Genomic DNA, 16,557 nt, shown 5'->3' with positions numbered 1-16,557 from the left:
GACTTGTTCCCCGGTCTGAGCAATGGTTAGGTTTGCCTTACTTAGGTCCGGAAGAGTCCGGCCCGTTGTCAGGGAGGCCTCCCTACCGTGACCAGTACCTTCGCCACCTTCGCCACCTCCGCCCGCCGCCGTATCACCGTGGCCGCCGCCACCACCGCGCTCGCCGTCACGCTCGCCGGGTGCGGCGGCGGCGACGAGGCCGGGGACAAGGGGGGCAAGGCCGCCGACGGCGGTGCCGGTACGCACACCGTCAAGACGGTCATGGGCGAGGTGAAGGTCAGTGACGCGCCGAAGCGGGTCGTCGTGCTGGACACGGACGCGCTCGACTCGGCCGTCACCCTCGGCATCACGCCGGTCGGCGCCACCACGGTCGTCGACAAGGCCCCCTTCTCCACCTACCTCCCCGAGGACAAGCTCAAGGGCATCCAGCCCGTCGGCCTGATCGCCGGGGCGAACCTCGAAGCCATCGCCGCACTCAAGCCGGACCTGATCCTGAGCAGCAAGGTCCGCGACGAGAAGAACTACGCGTCCCTCTCGCGGATCGCCCCGACCGTCTTCTCCGACACCACCGGGCCGACCTGGCGCGAGAACTTCGAGCTGCACGCGGACGCGCTCGGCAGGAAGAACGAGGCGAAGAAGGTCGTCTCCGACTACGACGCGCACGTCAAGCGGCTGACCGACGCGCTGGGCGGGGCCGCGGAGGCGAAGCGGACCAAGGTCGGCTTCGTACGCTTCGTGGAGGGCGCGGACACCCGGCTCTACCTGAACGACACCTTCGTCGGCTCCATCTTCAAGGACCTCCAGGTCGGCCGGCCCGCCAACCAGGACACCACCGGCTTCTCGGTCGACGTCAGCCCCGAGCAGATCGACAAGGCCAACGCCGACGTCATCTTCTACTCCACCTACGGCGACGCGAAGAAGGCCAAGGAGACCGACACCATCGGCGGCCCGCTGTGGAAGAACCTGGACGCGGTGAAGAAGGACATGGCCTTCAAGGTCGACGACAACCTGTGGATGCTCGGCATCGGTTACACCGGCGCGGGCCAGGTGCTGGACGCGATGGAGAAGAGCTACGCCGCCGCACGCTAGGCCGTGCCGCTGGACCGCGCGCCGGGCGCCGACTCGGCCCCCGCCGCGCCGGCCTCCACCACCCCGGCCCCCGGCGCCCCCGCCCCCGGCGCCCCGAACGTCGTCCAAGCGGCGCGCTCCGGCACCCGCAGTACCTCCCGCCCCGCGACCGCGTTGAGGATCGTCGCCGCCCGCCACGCGCCGAGCGTGAGATCCGGAGCCCCTATGCCGTGCGTGTGCAGCTCCGCGTTCTGCACGTACAGCGCGCCGGACACGCTCGCGTCCAGCGCGACCCGGTAGTTCCCGTCGATCCGGTAGCGGCCCTGCTCGTCCCAGTCCACCAGTTTCGTCATGGTGTCCAGGAAGGCCGGGCGCGCCGCCGCGTATCCGGTGGCCGCCACGATCGCGGACGTACGCACCTCGAACAGCGCGTCCTGCTCCGAATGCCGGCAGGTCAGCACATAGCCGCCACCGCCACCGCCACCAGCACCGCCGCCACCACCTCCACTACCGCCTTCGCGGTCGCGCTCGGGCTCCGCCGCGATGACCGTGACGCCCGGGTGCAGAGCCGCGCGCGGCTCCGTACCGCCGATGGTCCGCTCGTACAGCTCGTCGTGGATCTCGCCCAGCGTCTCCTCGCTGACGCCCTTGTACAGCTGCCACTGCTCGCGTACGAGCCGCTCGCGCCGCTCCTCGGGCAGGGCGCGGAAGTACCGGATGTAGTCGGGCGTGAAGTGCTCAAGGCCGATCTTGGAGTACTCCATCGGCGCGAAGGCGGGGGTACGGGCCAGCCAACGGACATACGGGCCACCCGCACCGGAACCGTCCTGATGGCGCAGGAGATCGAGGGCGACCTCGGCGCCGGACTGGCCCGCTCCGAGGACCGTGACATCGGCGAGAGCGGCCAGCCGCGCCCGGTGGGCGCGGTAGTCGGAACTGTGCAGCACGTGCCCCGCGTGCGCGGGGGTGAGCAGCGGGCGCAGCGGCTCGGGGACGACCGGGTTCGTACCGACGCCCAGCACGATCTGCCGGGCCCGTACGCGCGAGACCGCGCCGTCGGCCGCGCGGTGGGTGACGACGAACACCTCGTCGCGTTCGTCCCATTCGACCTCCGTGACGCGCGCGTCGAAGCGGCAGGACGGCAGGCTCTCGGCGACCCAGCGGCAGTAGTGGTCGTACTCGCGACGCGGTATGTGGAAGCGCTCGGAGAAGAAGAAGGGGAACATCCGGTCGTGTTCCCGCAGATAGTTGAGGTACGACCAGGGGCTGGTCGGGTCGGCCATGGTCACCAGGTCGGCGAGGAAGGGGACCTGGAGAACCGTTCCCTCCATCAGCAGCCCGGGATGCCAGGAGAAGGCGGGCTTGGCGTCGAGGAAGAGCGTACGGAGCCCCGGAGCGCCGTCGGAGAGAGCGGCCAACGAGAGATTGAACGGCCCGATGCCGACGCCGACCAGGTCATAGGCCCCGTGGCTCTCGTGGGTCTGGTGGCTCTCGTGGGTCTTGTACTCGGAGCCGTGCTGGTGCTGGTGCCGGTGCTCGTGCTCACGCGCGTATATGTCTTCGGTCGTCACCGCTTGGCCTCCGCGAGGGGATGGGGAACGTCGATGTGGACGGACTGAGTGTCTTTGCCGCGACGGGAGTTGGTGATCCGCGTACCGGGGGACAGTCTCAGCGTGACGTCGACGCCCGGCGGGTGCGGGGTCCGTACGGAGGGTCCGGCCGTCTTCCGTAAGGTCACCGCGCCTCTTCCTTCTCCTCCGCACGCCCCGCCGCCACGACGGCGTCCAGCAGCCGCTTCACCTCGGCGGCGGTGGTGTGCGGGTTGAGCAGCGTGAGCTTGAGCCGTACGCGACCCGGCCCCTGGCCCGGGAGTTCCGTACGGCCGACGACGGCGCTGCCCTCGCGCAGGAGCCTGCGGCGCAGGGCGGCGTTGACCGCGTCGCAGCGTGCCTCGTACTCCGCCGATTCCGCAGTGTCCATCGTGTCCGCCGGACGCTCCGGCAGATAGCGGAACAGGAAGGCCGTCAGCACCGGTTCGGAGTGCAACTCCAGCCGTGGATGGTCCGCGACCGCCCGCGCTCCCGACACGGCCAGCTCACGGCAGGCGTCCACGAGCCGGCCCAGCCCCTCCCTGCCCAGCGTCCGCAGGGTGACCGCGATCTTGAAGGCGTCGGCCCGGCGCGTCGTACGCAGCGAGAGTCCGAGCAGGCTCGGGTAACCGGCCTCCTCGTCGTCGGCCGGATTGAGATAGACGGCCCGCCGCGCGAGCGACGCGTACGTCTCCGACCGCCGCACCAGGAAGACGCCCGCGGCGGCCGGCTGCCAGCCCAGCTTGTGCCAATCGAGCGAGACAGAGTCGGCGAGTCCGAGACCGTCGAGGAGCGGTGCGAGCCGGTCGGAGAGCAGGGCGCCGCCCCCGTACGCGGCGTCCACATGCAGCCAGGCGCCGTGCTCGGCGGCGAGCGCCGCGCACGCGCGCAACGGGTCGATGGAGCCGGTGTCGGTCGTACCGGCGGTGGCGACGATCGCGACCGGCAGTTCCCCGCGCTCGGCGCAGCCGTCCAGTACATCCGCCAACGCCTCCGTATCCATACGGAGTTGACGGTCGACCGGAACAGACAGCACCGCGTACTCGCCGAGCCCGAGCAGGGCGGCGGCGCGCTGTACGGAGAAGTGCGCAGCGGCGGAGGCGAGGATGCGGGGACGGGGCGCCCGGTCCGTTCCGGCGCCGGGCACCCCCGTCAGCTCGATCTGCCGGCCGGACGCCGTGCCGAGGACCCGGTCCCTGGCCAGCATCAGGCCCATCAGATTGGACTCCGTACCACCTGAGGTGAGGACTCCGGCGGCCCGCTCGGGCTCGTACCCGACCAGAGCGGCCAACTCCTGGAGCAGCAGGGACTCCAGAGCGGTGGCGGCGGGTGCCTGGTCCCAGGAGTCCTGGGACGGGTTGAGGGCCGAGACCGCGAGGTCGGCGGCGACGGCGATGGCGAGGGGCGGGCAGTGCAGGTGGGCGGCGCAGGAGGCGTCCGCCGGGTCGGCGCTGCCGTGCGCGAGGAGTTCGGTGAGCCGGTCGAGCGCCTCGGCGCCGGTGACGGCGGCCGGACCGCCGAACACCTCGCCGACCGCGGCCGCGACATCTCCGGGCCGACCGGGTGCGATGGGGCCGCCGCGCCGCCGGGCGCCCCGGGCGAGGGCGTCCAGCACCGTGTCCACGAGCGGAGCCAGGGCATCGGCGCCGCCGGTCCCGCCGGACAGGGCGGTGACGCGGGCGCGGACGTCCGCGCGCGCTACGGGAACCGACTCCGGTGCCGACTTTGAGGCGGACGCCGACGCCGAGGCCACCGTCTCCGTCCGCGTCTCCGTCTCCGGCCTCATGAGCGCCGTCTCCGTCTCCGTATCCGGCCTCATGAGCGCCGTCCCCGCTGCTGACCCGACACGTCGGCGATCGCGTCCGTCAGCCGCTCCAGAACCGCTTCCGTCTGCTCGTCCGTGATGACGAGCGGCGGGAGAAGCCGGACGGTCGAGCCGAAGCGCCCGCCCAGTTCGACGATCAGCCCCCGGTCGAGACAGGCCGACCGCACCCGCTCCGCCACCTCCGGGGCGACCGGATGCGCGCCGCACGAGTCCGCTTCCCCCTCCGGGTCGACGATCTCGACCCCGATCATCAGCCCACGGCCCCGGACGTCACCGATCACCGGCAGTGCGGAACGCAGCCCCTCCAGCCGCGCGGTCATCCTGGCGCCGACGACCGCCGCGCGCTCGGTCAGCCCCTCGTCGGCCACGTACCGCAGTGTCGCCGCGCCCGTGGCCATGGCCAGGGTGTTGCCCCGGAACGTCCCGGTGTGAGCGCCGGGCAGCCAGCCGTCGTAGTCCTGGTCGTACACGATCACGGCCAGCGGCAGACTCCCCCCGATCGCCTTCGACATGACCATCGCGTCCGGAACGATCCCGCTGTGCTCGACCGCCCAGAACGCGCCCGTGCGTCCGACGCCCGTCTGTACCTCGTCCACGATCAGCGGGATGCCCCGCTCGCCGGTGATCCGCCGCATCTCGCGCAGCCAGCCGTCCGGCGCGGGCACCGCGCCGCCTTCGCCCTGCACCGCTTCGAGGATCATCGCCGCGGGCGGTACGACACCGCCCGACGGATCGTCCAGCAGCCGTTCCGTATACGTGGCGGCCAGTTCGGCGCCACGCTCGCCGCCGACCCCGAACGGGCAGCGGTACGGGTACGGATACGGCAGTCGCGTCACCTCGGCCGCGCCGCCCGCGACCCGCTCCCTGACCGCGACACTGCCGGTCGCCGACAGCGCGCCCGCGGTCATGCCGTGGTACGCGCCGGTGAACGCGAGCACCCCGCGCCGGCCGGTCGCGGTCTGCATCAGCTTCAGCGCCGCCTCGACCGCGTCCGTACCTGCGGGCCCGCAGAAGTGGATCCTGGCGCGGTCCGCGAAGGGTTTCGGCAGGGTGGCGAAGAGCGCGTCGGTGAAGTCGTCCTTCTCCGGGGTCGCCAGGTCGAGGATGTGCAGCGGCGCCCCGCTCTCCACCGTGCGCCGGATGGCCTCCAGCACCACGGGGTGATTGTGGCCGAGTGCGAGGGTCCCCGCGCCGGAGAGGCAGTCGAGATAGCGGCGGCCGTCCGTCCCCTCGATCGTCATGCCCTTGGCGCGGGCCGGGACGATCGGGAACGACCGGGCGTAGGTACGTGCCGACGACTCCCTGGCGCGCTGACGCCGCAGGATGCCGTCCGCGCCGGCGGCGGGGACGGGCCGCCCGCTCGTGGGCAGGGTGATGGGGGGCACGGTCATGACACGGCTCCGGCGGAGTAGGAGAGAGAAAGACACACAGAGAGGCGGCGGGCTCAGAGCAGAGGGCGCTCGGCGACGGGGTGGCCGAGGAAGGAGCGCACGTGTACGGCGAACTCCCCTCCGTGGGAGCCCTCGTAAGGGAAAACGATCAGGTCGCCCGCGCGTATCCGGTCGATCAGGACTTCGCGCGGAAGTGTGTCCTCGGGGGTGCGCGGTTCACCGACGACGGTGACGCGGGTGTTCTCGGCCGTGGGGCGCGAACACCCCTCGCCCCTCTTCTCGACGGCGGCGAGGGCGGGGGCGGATCGAGGCGCGGCGGAGGGCGGTAACGTGACGGCGAGCATGGTCCCCCCGGATCGGGCTGTGCGGTCGAGCGCTACGACACATCGGGCAAAGACTTAGGTGAGCCTAACCTAAAGGATTCCTGTGTGCGTGCAAGGGTGCCTTGACCCTGGGGGCGGCCGGGTCATGATCTGTCCGCCATGACCTTCCGGTCTGACCGTCCGGCCTATGCGGGATCACCCGAGGCCGAGGCCGATACCGATACGGATACCGCCACCGATACCGCCGCCGCCACGGCTGTCTTCGCCGCCTTCTCCACCAGCGAGATCCCGGCCTCCTTGCTGACGTTGCCGCTCGACAGCACGGCCACCAGATAACCGTGCCCGTCCGCCACGATCCGGCCGATGCTGTTGATGTCCCACAGCTTCGTCGCGGTCCGCTGCAGCCATCCGTTCTTCAGCCCCGTCACCGCGCCGGCGGCCGAGACTCCCCAGTCCTGGTCCGCCGCTATCCCGTTCATCAGGCCCTGGATGTACGTCCGCGAGCGCGAGGCCAGCGGGGAATCGGAGTCGTCGCCGAACACGGCGGAGAGGAGCGCGAGCTGGTCCGTCGCCGTCGACTGCGTAAGGCCCCACAGAGGCCCGGTGCCGCCGGTGGTCGCCGTCAGACCGAGCCGCTTGTTCGCCGCGTCCAGCCCGGCCGCACCGCCGATCGCCAGCCACAGGGCGTCCGCCGATTCGTTGTCGCTCACCTGGATCATCGAGGTCGCGTACTTCTTCTCCTGCGCGGTGAGCACCCGGCCCTGGTCCTGCGCCTTCAGCAGCAGGGCCGCCAGGATGTCGACCTTGACGATGCTGGCCGTGTCGTACGTCTTCCCGGCCTGTACGCCGTAGTCCGCGCTGTCCCCGCCCTCGACGTCGAGCACGGCCACGGAGAGGGAGGCCGTCGTGGCGTCCTGGATCGGGGCGAGCTGCTCGGAGAGCGCGTGATCCGGATCGGCCGAGGGTGAGGGCGTGGGCGTGGGTGAAGGAGAAGGGGAGGCCGGGGTGGCGGGTGTCGCGGACCACCCCGGACCGCCGGAGCGCGCTTTGGCGTCCGAGTCGCCGCCGGACAGCGGCGGGAGGTCCATGGCCACCCAGACGGCCAGGAGTACGACGGCGGCCACGGCCGCGAGTATGGGGAACGCGGCCCGGCCCCGTAGGGAACCGCCGGCTCTGAAGCCGCGGGTCTTGCGGGCGGAACGATGGCGGGACATCCCGCGAGGCTAGAAAGCTTAGATGTGTCCAGAATGTGTCTTGCGTTAACCTTCCATAACGATCCGGCACGGTCACGACGTCAGCGCGCGGCTCCAGATGTCCGTACTCGTGCCGGAACCGACCACCGGCACGGCGGTGAACGGCGCGGTCGCGGCCACCCCGTCCGACGAGACGACCGGCCGCGCGACCGCGCCCAGCCTCGTCCAGCCCCAGGACCTGAGCGCCCCCACGGCGGCCTCGTTCGCCGGGTCGACCCGCGCGGCCACCAGCGCCGCGTCCGTCCGGATCAGCAGCTGCTCGACCAGCCGCGTGGCCACCCCGCCCCGCCGGTGCGCGGGCAGGACCATCAGCCCGGCGAGGGCGAAGACCTGCCCCGAGACGGTCAGCTCCTCGATGTCGCAGTCCCACGGCAGCTCGCCGCTCAGCGCGCGCCACCACTCCCCGGCCCGGTCCAGGACGAACCCGTACGCGTACGCCGCCGGCTTGTTTCCGCCACTCGCCACCACCATGTCGAAGCCGGGCCGCTGCACATCCTCGGCGAAGGTGGCCAGGAACTCATGGCGGTCGCGGGACTCCTCGCCATGGGCGCGGGGGTACGCCTCGGCGTGGACATCGGCGAGGGCTTCCCGCTGCTGTTCCGCCTGCCACCGGCTCAGGCGCCGAATGAACACCTCTGTCATCTGTTGTTTCCCCCTGCACTTCCCCCGGCCGGTACATCGGTGTTCATCGTCCCAGGGGGAGGACCACCACGGGAATACCGAGTCCGAGCCTCCGTCCACGGCTCTGTCCATGGCTCTGTCCACGGTTCCGTCCACCGTCCGCAGTACGCTGGAAAAGCCGCGAATCCCGCTCACGCCGGGAGGAGGCGAGGGCAAGATGAGCAACTGGGTCAGCGTCGTGGTGATCCTGGGCCTGATCGTCGTGGGCGTCATGGTGATCCACCTGGTGAACGGGCAGCACAGGAATCGCATCGCCACCTACAGCTTCGGACGCTCCTTGTGGGAGCCCCAGAACCGCGCCACCCGAACCGACACCACGGAACCCACCACCCCCGGCGCACACCGCGCCACGACGGACGAGCAGGCGGCGGCGGGCGCGGAGGCGCCGGCGGGCACGAGCCATGGCCTTCACCGGCTGAGCGGGCTTGTCCCGGGGCGCGCTCGCCGACGGAGAAAAGCAGCCGGATGAACCCCGCGAAGACCGCGAAGAGATACGTCGCGACGACGCGGACAACGACGTAGACGAAGACGCGCGGCAAGCCACCCCGCCCCACACCAGGTCACTCCCACCATCCGACTCATCGGAGGACGGGTTCCCAGCGCGGCCCCGTGTCCTTGTCACCGCTCCATACGTACTGCTCATGGGCGGTCCGGGTGATGCCGAAGTCGTACAGATCCGGTGCCCCACCGCTCTGCCACCTCTGCCACGCCCGGTCGATCTCATCGGCCAGGCGACGGGGCCCGCCCTGGTAGGCCACGGCGTGCTCGCCGGGGGTGGCGACCAGCGTGGCCCAGGAGGAATCGCCGTCATGCAGCCAGGCGGTCACGCCTTCCGCAGCTTCCGTGGTGATACGTACGTCCGGCAGCATGACGCGCAGGGCGAAGAGGAGTCCGGAGTCGGCACGCAGCGGCAGTGGGTTCCGGGGGAAAGGTCCTTCCACCTCGGGCGGACCATCACCGCGGACTTCATGCCGGCTCCGGCCCTGGTCGGTGCCACGGCTCGGCATGAAGGTGGCCAGCCCCTGTACCCAGCCGGAGGCCGAGCGGCCATCGGCGGCCACGGTGAGCGCCACATGGCCCAGCCTGCCCCAGGGAGTGACGATACGGCCGCCCGGCCGGGTCTGTTCCACCCATGACCATGGCACCTCATCGACCGCGTATGTCGCCATGAGCCGGTCGTACGGAGCACCCTCTGGGTCCCCGGGAGTGCCGTCGCCGACCTTCACGACCACGCCCGCACCCACCGCGTCGAGGCGCGCGCGTGCCACTGCCGCGAGCCCGGCGTCGATCTCCATGCTGGTCACAAGACCGGCTCCCGCCCGCGCGGCGAGCAGCGCCGCGTTCCAGCCCGCCCCCGTACCCAGCTCCAGCACGCGATGCCCGGGGTTCACCATCAGTGAGTCGAGCATGTCCACCACGATCGCCTGACAGGAGAGACTGGAGGACGGCAGATCGTCGGTGACCTGCGTAATGGTGGCCCCGTCGGGTCCCGGGTAGACGAGCTCCGCCCAGCGCCCGGGTTCGGTGGCGCGATCCGCCGGGGCGTAGCCGGAGCCGTCCCAGGACCACAACCGGTCCGGGGCGAACCGATGTCTCGGCAGCTTCCGGACCGCCTCGCGGATCCACGGAGAATCCGCGGGCCAATCGCACCGGGCGTCCATGGCCTGCGCGAGTCGGTGGCGGAGTTCGGCGAACTCTTCGCGCTCTTCCACTGGTTACTTTCTGCGCGTGCCGCTGGGTGGAGGCTGATCGGGCACTTTCCCGTCCGAGTTGCCAGGCGGCGGCCTCCCCTGGCTCGGGTCGGGATCGGGTTTGCGATGTTCTCCCACGACTACCGCCTCTCTCGGCGAACTGGAACGGGACGGCGTCCCCTTCTTCCCTTCAGCAGGACGCTCACGACTCTGAGCTGTCCACTCAGAGCTACAGGTAATCACTCAAGGTGACGTCTCGGGGGCTGCTGTCGAATACTCGCCACGGATCGCGACTTCGCCGGAGATCGCGGCCGGGAGCCCTCCGGAGCGGGGGCGGAATAGAGGTCGAGGGTGTTCCGTTGTAGGCTTCAGTTGAAGCTTCAACTACTATGGCTCTGAGAAAGGCGAGAGGTGAGCGCGATGCAGTTCGGGATCTTCACCGTCGGCGATGTCACGCCCGACCCGACCACCGGACGTACGCCGACCGAGCACGAGCGGATCAAGGCGATGGTCGCCATCGCGCGGAAGGCCGAGGAGGTCGGGCTTGATGTCTTCGCCACCGGCGAGCACCACAACCCGCCCTTCGTCCCCTCGTCGCCCACCACGATGCTCGGCTATATCGCGGCCACCACCGAGCGGCTGATCCTGTCGACGTCCACCACGCTGATCACCACCAACGACCCGGTGAAGATCGCTGAGGACTTCGCGATGCTCCAGCATCTGGCCGACGGGCGCGTCGATCTGATGATGGGACGCGGGAACACCGGGCCCGTCTATCCGTGGTTCGGCGAGGACATCCGCCAGGGCATCCCGCTCGCCATCGAGAAGTACGCGCTGCTCCACAAGTTGTGGCGCGAGGACGTCGTCGACTGGGAAGGCAAGTTCCGTACGCCGCTCCAGGGCTTCACCTCGACGCCCCGGCCGCTGGACGGCACCCCGCCGTTCGTCTGGCACGGCTCGATCCGCTCGCCCGAGATCGCCGAGCAGGCCGCCTACTACGGAGACGGCTTCTTCGCGAACAACATCTTCTGGCCCAAGGAGCACTTCCAGAAGCTGATCCGGCTCTACCGCAAGCGGTACGCGCACTACGGCCACGGCACCCCGGAACAGGCCATCGTCGGTCTGGGCGGTCAGGCGTTCATCCGGAAGAACTCGCAGGACGCGGTGCGGGAATTCCGCCCGTACTTCGACAACGCGCCGGTCTACGGTCACGGGCCCTCCCTGGAGGAGTTCACGGAGCAGACGCCGCTGGTCGTGGGCAGCCCTCAGGAGGTCATCGAGAAGACCCTGGCCTTCCGTGACGCCTTCGGCGACTACCAGCGCCAGCTGTTCCTGATGGACCACGCGGGGCTGCCGCTGAAGACCGTGCTTGAGCAGCTGGATCTGCTGGGCGAGGAGGTCGTACCCGTACTGCGCAAGGAGTTCGCGGCCCTGCGGCCGGCCGGGGTCCCGGACGGTCCTGTGCACCCGGCCGCCGCCACATCGGTGAAGGAGGAGGTCTGACGATGGAGCGTACGAGCACCGGGACGGGTACGAGCACCGCTACGCGTACGGGCACCGCTACGCGTACGGGCACCGCTACGCGTACGGGCGGAGCCGGGCCGTTGCGGCTCGTCGCCGTATCGGCCGGGCTGAGCAAGCCGTCCTCCACCAGGCTGCTGGCGGACCGGCTGGCGGAGGCGACCAGCCGCGAACTGGCCGCCGACGACCGGAAGGCCGAGGTCGAGATCATCGAACTGCGCGATCTGGCCGTCGAGATCGCGAACCACCTGGTCACCGGCTTCCCGGCGGCCGCGCTGAGCGCGGCGCTGGAGGCGGTGACCGGGGCGGACGGGCTCATTGTCGTGAGCCCGGTCTTCGCGGGCTCGTACAGCGGACTGTTCAAGTCGTTCTTCGACCTGATCGAGCCGGACGCGCTCACCGGAACGCCCGTACTGCTCGCCGCCACCGGCGGCACCGCGCGCCACTCGCTCGTGGTGGAGCACGCGATGCGCCCGCTCTTCTCGTATCTGCACGCGCTCACCCTGCCGACGGCCGTCTTCGCGGCGACCGACGACTGGGGCGCGGGCGCCGACGTGTACGGGGGCGGGCTGCCGGCCCGGATCGACCGTGCCGGTGGCGAGTTCGCCCGGCTGCTGCGGGGGCTGACGCCCGCGACCGGTGGGACGGGCGGGTACACGGCGGGCGACGGCCCGGACGGGATGGCCGAGGTGGACGAGTTGGCCGACGTGGACGACCTGGACGACGTGGAGGGCGTGGACGGCGTGGTGCCCTTCGAGCACCTTCTCGCGAACCTTAAGTAGGTTTGCCCCCTGGGGAGATTCGGGGCAACAGCGAAAAATCGAGTCAATCAGCAGGAGGAATGTCATGAGCGGCACCATCGTGGTCGGCGTCGACGGCTCGGAGCCCTCACTGAAGGCGCTGCGCTGGGCCGTACGGCAGGCGAAGCTGACCGGTGACGAGGTGGGCGCGGTGATCGGCTGGGAGTACCCGGCCACCGGCTGGGCGGGCATGCTGCCCGGCATGCCGCCGGAGTTCGAACCGGAGCAGCTGGCCTGGCAGATCCTGGACGAGGCGCTGGACAAGACGCTGGAGGCGGACGTCGCGGCCGTGGTCGAACGCCGCGTCGTCGCCGGCCCCGCCGCGCAGGTCCTGCTGGACAGCGCCGAGGGGGCCTCGCTCCTGGTGGTCGGCGACCGTGGATACAGCGGCTTCAAGGCGGCCCTGCTCGGGTCGGTGAGCCTGCATGTCACGCAGCACGCCAAGTGCCCGGTGGTCGTGGTGCGCGGCGAGATCGCCGAGGGCTGACACCGGCTGACGGCGCTCGGCAGGGGGAGTGCGCCGGGTGTGCTCCGTTCACGCCGCGCGAGCTGCCGTGAGCGCCCTTCGGCCTGGGCATCGAACATCCATGGCATCGCGACGGAAACCCCGTACCACCAGTGAGGTCACCAGCGAGACGGAGCGCGTGGAGTCGTCCGAGTCCGAGGAGACGCTGTTCGGCGGCCCGCTGCGGTACGACATGGGCTGGAACAAGCATGACGACGCCTTCCTCCAGCTCAACTTACGGTCCATGGTCACGCGGCTGCCCCGGCTGGTCGGTACGACGGCCCGCTTGGCCTGGGAGGCGGACAGAGCCGCACTGCGCCTGGTGACCTGCGCGGAGATCGGCCGGGGGGTCAGCCAGGCGGTCGGGCTGATCGCCGTGAACCGCGTCCTCGGACATCTCCTGGGCGAGGGCACCACCGCCGAACGGCTCACCCACGCGGGCCCGGCGCTGGCGGTCGCCGGCGGTACAGCGCTGGCGGGCGCGGTGCTGCGGGCCCTGTCCACCGCCGGTACGGGACAGCTGGAACCGAAGGTCGAACGGGTCGCCACCGAGCGGTACTTGTCACATACCGCCAAAGTTGAGCTGGAAGCGGTCGAGGACGACGAATTCCACAAGCTTCTCGACAGCGCCCAGTACGGCGCCGGTTCGGCCCGGCGGATGGTGCAGTACTGCCAGAACGTCCTCAACGCCCTGATGTCGCTGATCGCGGCGGCCGGCGTTCTCGCCGTACTGCACCCCGTACTGCTCCCGCTGCTCGTCGCGATGACGCTGCCCAGCGCCTGGGCGGCCCTGTCGATGGCGCGGCGCCGTTACATCTCGTTCCAGGTGTGGGTGCAGCACTCACGGGCCGGGAGCCTGATCAGCCGTCTGCTGATCTCCACCGACGCGGCGCCGGAGATACGGGTCCACAACGTCGGACCGTTCCTGCTGCATCACTTCCGCGAGATGTCGCGGTCGCAGGAGGCGGAGCAGCGCAGGCTCGCCCGGCTCGCCGCCCGTACGGGGCTGATCGCCGCCGGATGGACGGGGCTGGCGGCGGGCGCCGCGTATGCCACGCTCGGCGGGCTGCTGTGGACGGGCGCGATGGCACTCTCCGTCGGCGGCACGGCCGTACTCGCCATCCGTAGCGGCTCCTCCAGCCTGGAGAATCTGGTGCTCCAGGTGAACTACCTGCATGAGGAGAGCCTGTTCGTCGGGGATCTGCACCGGCTGTGCGAGGAGGCGGTCGAGCGCGCGATTCCGGTCGGCGGGCTGCCGCTGCCCGAGAAGCCGGAGACGATCACCTTCGAGGATGTCGTCTTCACCTACCGGGGCAAGGACAACAAACGCGCGCTCGACGGCGCCAGTCTGGCCATCCCCGCCGGCCGGATCGTCGCGCTGGTGGGGGAGAACGGCAGCGGCAAGTCCACCCTGGTCAAGCTGTTGTGCGGGCTCTACCGGCCGGACTCCGGCCGCATCCTGTGGGACGGCGTCGACGCGGCGGAGGCGGACCGGCAGGAACTTGTCTCGCGGGTGGCGGTGGTGGGCCAGGACTTCTACCGGTGGCCCTTCACCGCCACGGTGAACGTCAGCATCGGACGGCCCGAGGCGCCGGTGAGCCAGGAGAGGCTGGACGCGGCCGTACGGTACGCGGGCGCCGAGGAGCTGATGGCCGAGCTGCCGCGCGGCTGGAAGACGCTGCTGGCCCGGGGATACAAGGGCGGTCACCAACTGTCCGGCGGTCAGTGGCAGCGGATCGGCCTCGGCCGCGCGCACTACCGCGCGGGACAGATCCTCATCGTCGACGAGCCGACCTCGGCCCTCGACGCCAAGGCCGAGCAGCAGCTCTTCGAGCAGATCCGCAGCCTCGCGGACTCCGGCCAGACGGTCATCCTGATCACGCACCGGCTCGGTTCGGTACGGGCGGCGGATCTGATCCATGTCCTGGACCGGGGGCGGGTCGTGGAGAGCGGCACGTTCTCGGAACTGCTGTCGGACGAGGTCGAGGGCCCGAAGGTCTTCCGCGGCCTGTACCGGATCCAGGCGGCCCAGTACGCGACGGAGGCGCCGGCCTCGTCGGTTCCGTCGGCTCCGTAGCCTCCGTCGGTTCCGTCCCAGGACGGGGCTCAGTCACCGAGGCACCTCAGCGGGCGCGGTGCGGGCCCAAGTCATGGAGGACGCTGCTGAGTTCATCGAGGGTGAGGGGCGGTGCGGGAAGCGGTGGGGTGGGTGCGGCGGTTGCGGCGGTTGCTGCGGTCGCTGTTGGTTCGCCGGGCTTCGCGCGCAGTCCGTCGAGGAGAAGGGCGAGGTAGCGCCGCCAGGCGTCCGGGGCCGTGGTGGTCAGGGCGGGTACGGCGCGGCCGAGCGCGGCCAGGCTGAAGAGCAGATCCTCGGTGGTGATGTCACGACGCATCGTCCCCTGCCGCTGGGCGCGCGCCAGGAGGAGGCCGACGGTCTCCCGGTTCTCGGCATGGAGGGCTTCGAGCGAGGGCACGCCCCGTACGCCGGTGGTCATCAGGTCGTTGGCCCCACGGTCGGCGGCCAGCCCCGCGAAGATCGAGGAGAGATACGTGGTGAGCCCGGCCCAGGCATCGTCGCTCAGCCGCGCCTCCTCACCGGCGCGCTGCGTCGCACCGAGGGACTCGTGGAAGACGGCCTCGATGAGGGCCACCCGGTCGGGGAAGTGCCGGTACAGAGTGGCGTTACCGACGCCGGCACGACGAGCGATCTCATCCAGCGACGCGTCGAGCCCCTGCTCGGCGAACACCTCCCGCGCGGAGGCGATCAGCAGCTCCCGATTGCGCTGAGCGTCGCGCCGCAGCGGCGCCGCTTTCGCCGCCGGTTTCCGCTCGCTGGCTCCCATGACCACCTTTCCGAGGAAAGCGTGGAGCGCTCCCCGATTGAGATGCTACCTGGGGTGGTCGGGGGTTTTGGGGTTGGCCGTGGGGGCGTTGTCGGGTGGGGGTGAGGACCGAGGGGTAGTCGGGGTCACCCGGAGGGTCCAGAGACGGGTGGGGGCCGCCCCTGGGTTTCAGTGTCGCGGTTGCGGGTCGGGCGTCAAGGGCGCTCCTTCGTCGCGTCGGCAAGCCGATGGGCTGCGCCCACCCTTGACACCCGCCCCTCCACCGCAAGTGCTGCTTTGAGGGGGGCGGCCCGGGGGAGGGGTCCCCGGGGAAGCTCCCTTGTTCTGGGGGTCTGTTCCCGGCCTCGGGCCGGTGGGTGGTCTGCGCGGCAGTGGAGTGGGGCGGCCCGGCACCGGCTCAGCGAGCAGGCGTAGGTGGGTGGTCGAGACTCATGCCCCGCTTTGCGGGCTCGTTGTCGGGTGACACCTGTCGACGGAGGCGGACAGACCGGCCACCCGCCCCCTATGTCCCAGTTCGGCGGGCTGTTCGGGGGCTCCCCGGCTGGTCATGCGTCCTGAGTCCAGTTAAGTCGTTCCCACGACGCATCACCGGCTCTGACTGACCCATTGGCCGCCCCATGAGTCACACCCGCCCCACCATCCACGCATCCTGGGGCGGCGGGCCGGTCGGAGGGGGTGATGTGTCAGGGGGCCCGGTTAACCGAACTCCCGACGCATGAGCCGCCGGAGCCCTCCCCAAAGCCCCTTCCAAAAGGGGACATTGGGGGCAGGGGGCAGGTCCGTCCGCCTCGGCTGACAGGTGTCGGCCGACAACGGGCCCTCACAGCGGGGCATGAGTCCCGGCCACTTCCCGACCGTCAGTCGCTTTGCCGGTGTCGGGCCGCCCCATTCCACTGCTGCGCAGACCACCCACCGACCTGCGGTCGGCAAGGGACCGGACCATGCACGGATCCCCTCCGGGGACCCCTCCCCCGGGCCGCCCCCCTCAAAGCTGCACTTGCGGTGGAGGGGCGGGTGTCAAGGGTGACCGGAGGTCATCGGCTTGCCGACGCGACGAAGGAGCGCCC

The 16,557-nt window shown here is 70.7% G+C and carries 15 protein-coding genes; 6 read left to right on the top strand and 9 right to left on the bottom strand.

The window, feature by feature from the left end; all coding sequences use genetic code 11:
* The first annotated feature begins 87 nt into the window (after positions 1-87).
* Complete coding sequence (locus M1203_RS21150; RefSeq protein ID WP_374403565.1) at positions 88-1,089, top strand: ABC transporter substrate-binding protein; 1,002 nt, start codon at positions 88-90, stop codon at positions 1,087-1,089.
* On the opposite strand, the gene M1203_RS21145 is transcribed toward M1203_RS21150, so the two are convergent.
* The 7 genes from M1203_RS21145 to M1203_RS21115 all read right to left on the bottom strand — a co-directional run bounded on the left by M1203_RS21145 (position 1,086) and on the right by M1203_RS21115 (position 8,091).
* Positions 1,086-2,639: a lysine N(6)-hydroxylase/L-ornithine N(5)-oxygenase family protein gene (locus M1203_RS21145; protein ID WP_249951344.1), complete on the bottom strand. Its 1,554-nt coding sequence runs from the start codon at positions 2,637-2,639 to the stop codon at positions 1,086-1,088. The genes M1203_RS21150 and M1203_RS21145 overlap by 4 nt on opposite strands.
* Positions 2,636-2,806, bottom strand: coding sequence for a hypothetical protein (locus M1203_RS21140; protein WP_249951343.1), 171 nt, complete (start codon positions 2,804-2,806; stop codon positions 2,636-2,638). Before M1203_RS21140 ends, M1203_RS21145 begins: the two co-directional genes overlap by 4 nt.
* Positions 2,803-4,443 carry a pyridoxal-dependent decarboxylase gene (locus M1203_RS21135; RefSeq protein ID WP_249951342.1) on the bottom strand — a complete coding sequence of 547 codons (1,641 nt, stop codon included), beginning with the start codon at positions 4,441-4,443 and terminating at the stop codon, positions 2,803-2,805. Before M1203_RS21135 ends, M1203_RS21140 begins: the two co-directional genes overlap by 4 nt.
* Before the next feature lie 29 nt (positions 4,444-4,472).
* Positions 4,473-5,873, bottom strand: a complete 1,401-nt coding sequence (locus tag M1203_RS21130) for a diaminobutyrate--2-oxoglutarate transaminase (RefSeq protein ID WP_249951341.1) — start codon at positions 5,871-5,873, stop codon at positions 4,473-4,475.
* 53 nt (positions 5,874-5,926) lie between these two features.
* Positions 5,927-6,217 (bottom strand): hypothetical protein, encoded by a 291-nt coding sequence (locus M1203_RS21125; protein ID WP_249951340.1) that lies wholly within the window; start codon positions 6,215-6,217, stop codon positions 5,927-5,929.
* A gap of 164 nt (positions 6,218-6,381) precedes the next feature.
* The gene (locus M1203_RS21120) at positions 6,382-7,410 is read right to left on the bottom strand and encodes a class A beta-lactamase-related serine hydrolase (protein ID WP_249951339.1); all 1,029 of its coding nucleotides are present in this window, start codon (positions 7,408-7,410) and stop codon (positions 6,382-6,384) included.
* Between the two features lie 72 nt (positions 7,411-7,482).
* A complete protein-coding gene (locus tag M1203_RS21115; RefSeq protein WP_249951338.1) occupies positions 7,483-8,091 on the bottom strand; it encodes a GNAT family N-acetyltransferase in 609 nt (202 codons plus the stop codon).
* A 196-nt stretch (positions 8,092-8,287) separates the two neighbouring features.
* On the opposite strand from M1203_RS21115, the gene M1203_RS21110 reads away from it, so the two are divergent.
* Positions 8,288-8,599: a hypothetical protein gene (locus M1203_RS21110; protein WP_249951337.1), complete on the top strand. Its 312-nt coding sequence runs from the start codon at positions 8,288-8,290 to the stop codon at positions 8,597-8,599.
* Between the two features lie 109 nt (positions 8,600-8,708).
* On the opposite strand, the gene M1203_RS21105 is transcribed toward M1203_RS21110, so the two are convergent.
* Positions 8,709-9,842: a methyltransferase domain-containing protein gene (locus M1203_RS21105; protein WP_308404888.1), complete on the bottom strand. Its 1,134-nt coding sequence runs from the start codon at positions 9,840-9,842 to the stop codon at positions 8,709-8,711.
* Positions 9,843-10,241: 399 nt separating this feature from the next.
* Between M1203_RS21105 and M1203_RS21100 the strand changes: the two genes are divergently transcribed.
* From M1203_RS21100 to M1203_RS21085, 4 genes are all read left to right on the top strand, one after another.
* Positions 10,242-11,324: an LLM class flavin-dependent oxidoreductase gene (locus tag M1203_RS21100; protein ID WP_249951336.1), complete on the top strand. Its 1,083-nt coding sequence runs from the start codon at positions 10,242-10,244 to the stop codon at positions 11,322-11,324.
* 2 nt (positions 11,325-11,326) lie between these two features.
* Complete coding sequence (locus M1203_RS21095; protein ID WP_249951335.1) at positions 11,327-12,124, top strand: FMN reductase; 798 nt, start codon at positions 11,327-11,329, stop codon at positions 12,122-12,124.
* A gap of 64 nt (positions 12,125-12,188) precedes the next feature.
* Positions 12,189-12,629, top strand: coding sequence for a universal stress protein (locus tag M1203_RS21090; protein WP_249951334.1), 441 nt, complete (start codon positions 12,189-12,191; stop codon positions 12,627-12,629).
* 100 nt (positions 12,630-12,729) lie between these two features.
* Positions 12,730-14,724: an ABC transporter ATP-binding protein gene (locus tag M1203_RS21085; protein ID WP_249951333.1), complete on the top strand. Its 1,995-nt coding sequence runs from the start codon at positions 12,730-12,732 to the stop codon at positions 14,722-14,724.
* A 46-nt stretch (positions 14,725-14,770) separates the two neighbouring features.
* Here M1203_RS21085 and M1203_RS21080 read toward each other — a convergent pair whose 3' ends face one another.
* Complete coding sequence (locus M1203_RS21080) at positions 14,771-15,490, bottom strand: TetR/AcrR family transcriptional regulator (RefSeq protein ID WP_249951332.1); 720 nt, start codon at positions 15,488-15,490, stop codon at positions 14,771-14,773.
* Between the last annotated feature and the right edge of the window lie 1,067 nt (positions 15,491-16,557).

The organism is Streptomyces sp. 35G-GA-8, assembly GCF_023534745.1.
Taxonomy (GTDB): domain Bacteria; phylum Actinomycetota; class Actinomycetes; order Streptomycetales; family Streptomycetaceae; genus Streptomyces.
The sequence above is the reverse complement of the archived record's forward strand: the minus strand, read 5'-3'. Positions and strand labels throughout refer to the sequence as shown.

Coding starts and splice junctions, on each gene's coding strand:
- M1203_RS21135 (WP_249951342.1), bottom strand. CDS start 4,443: ATGAGGCCGGAGACGGAGACGCGGACGGAGACGGTGGCCTCGGCGTCG.
- M1203_RS21130 (WP_249951341.1), bottom strand. CDS start 5,873: ATGACCGTGCCCCCCATCACCCTGCCCACGAGCGGGCGGCCCGTCCCC.
- M1203_RS21125 (WP_249951340.1), bottom strand. CDS start 6,217: ATGCTCGCCGTCACGTTACCGCCCTCCGCCGCGCCTCGATCCGCCCCC.
- M1203_RS21120 (WP_249951339.1), bottom strand. CDS start 7,410: ATGTCCCGCCATCGTTCCGCCCGCAAGACCCGCGGCTTCAGAGCCGGC.
- M1203_RS21115 (WP_249951338.1), bottom strand. CDS start 8,091: ATGACAGAGGTGTTCATTCGGCGCCTGAGCCGGTGGCAGGCGGAACAG.
- M1203_RS21110 (WP_249951337.1), top strand. CDS start 8,288: ATGAGCAACTGGGTCAGCGTCGTGGTGATCCTGGGCCTGATCGTCGTG.
- M1203_RS21100 (WP_249951336.1), top strand. CDS start 10,242: ATGCAGTTCGGGATCTTCACCGTCGGCGATGTCACGCCCGACCCGACC.
- M1203_RS21095 (WP_249951335.1), top strand. CDS start 11,327: ATGGAGCGTACGAGCACCGGGACGGGTACGAGCACCGCTACGCGTACG.
- M1203_RS21090 (WP_249951334.1), top strand. CDS start 12,189: ATGAGCGGCACCATCGTGGTCGGCGTCGACGGCTCGGAGCCCTCACTG.
- M1203_RS21085 (WP_249951333.1), top strand. CDS start 12,730: ATGGCATCGCGACGGAAACCCCGTACCACCAGTGAGGTCACCAGCGAG.
- M1203_RS21080 (WP_249951332.1), bottom strand. CDS start 15,490: ATGGGAGCCAGCGAGCGGAAACCGGCGGCGAAAGCGGCGCCGCTGCGG.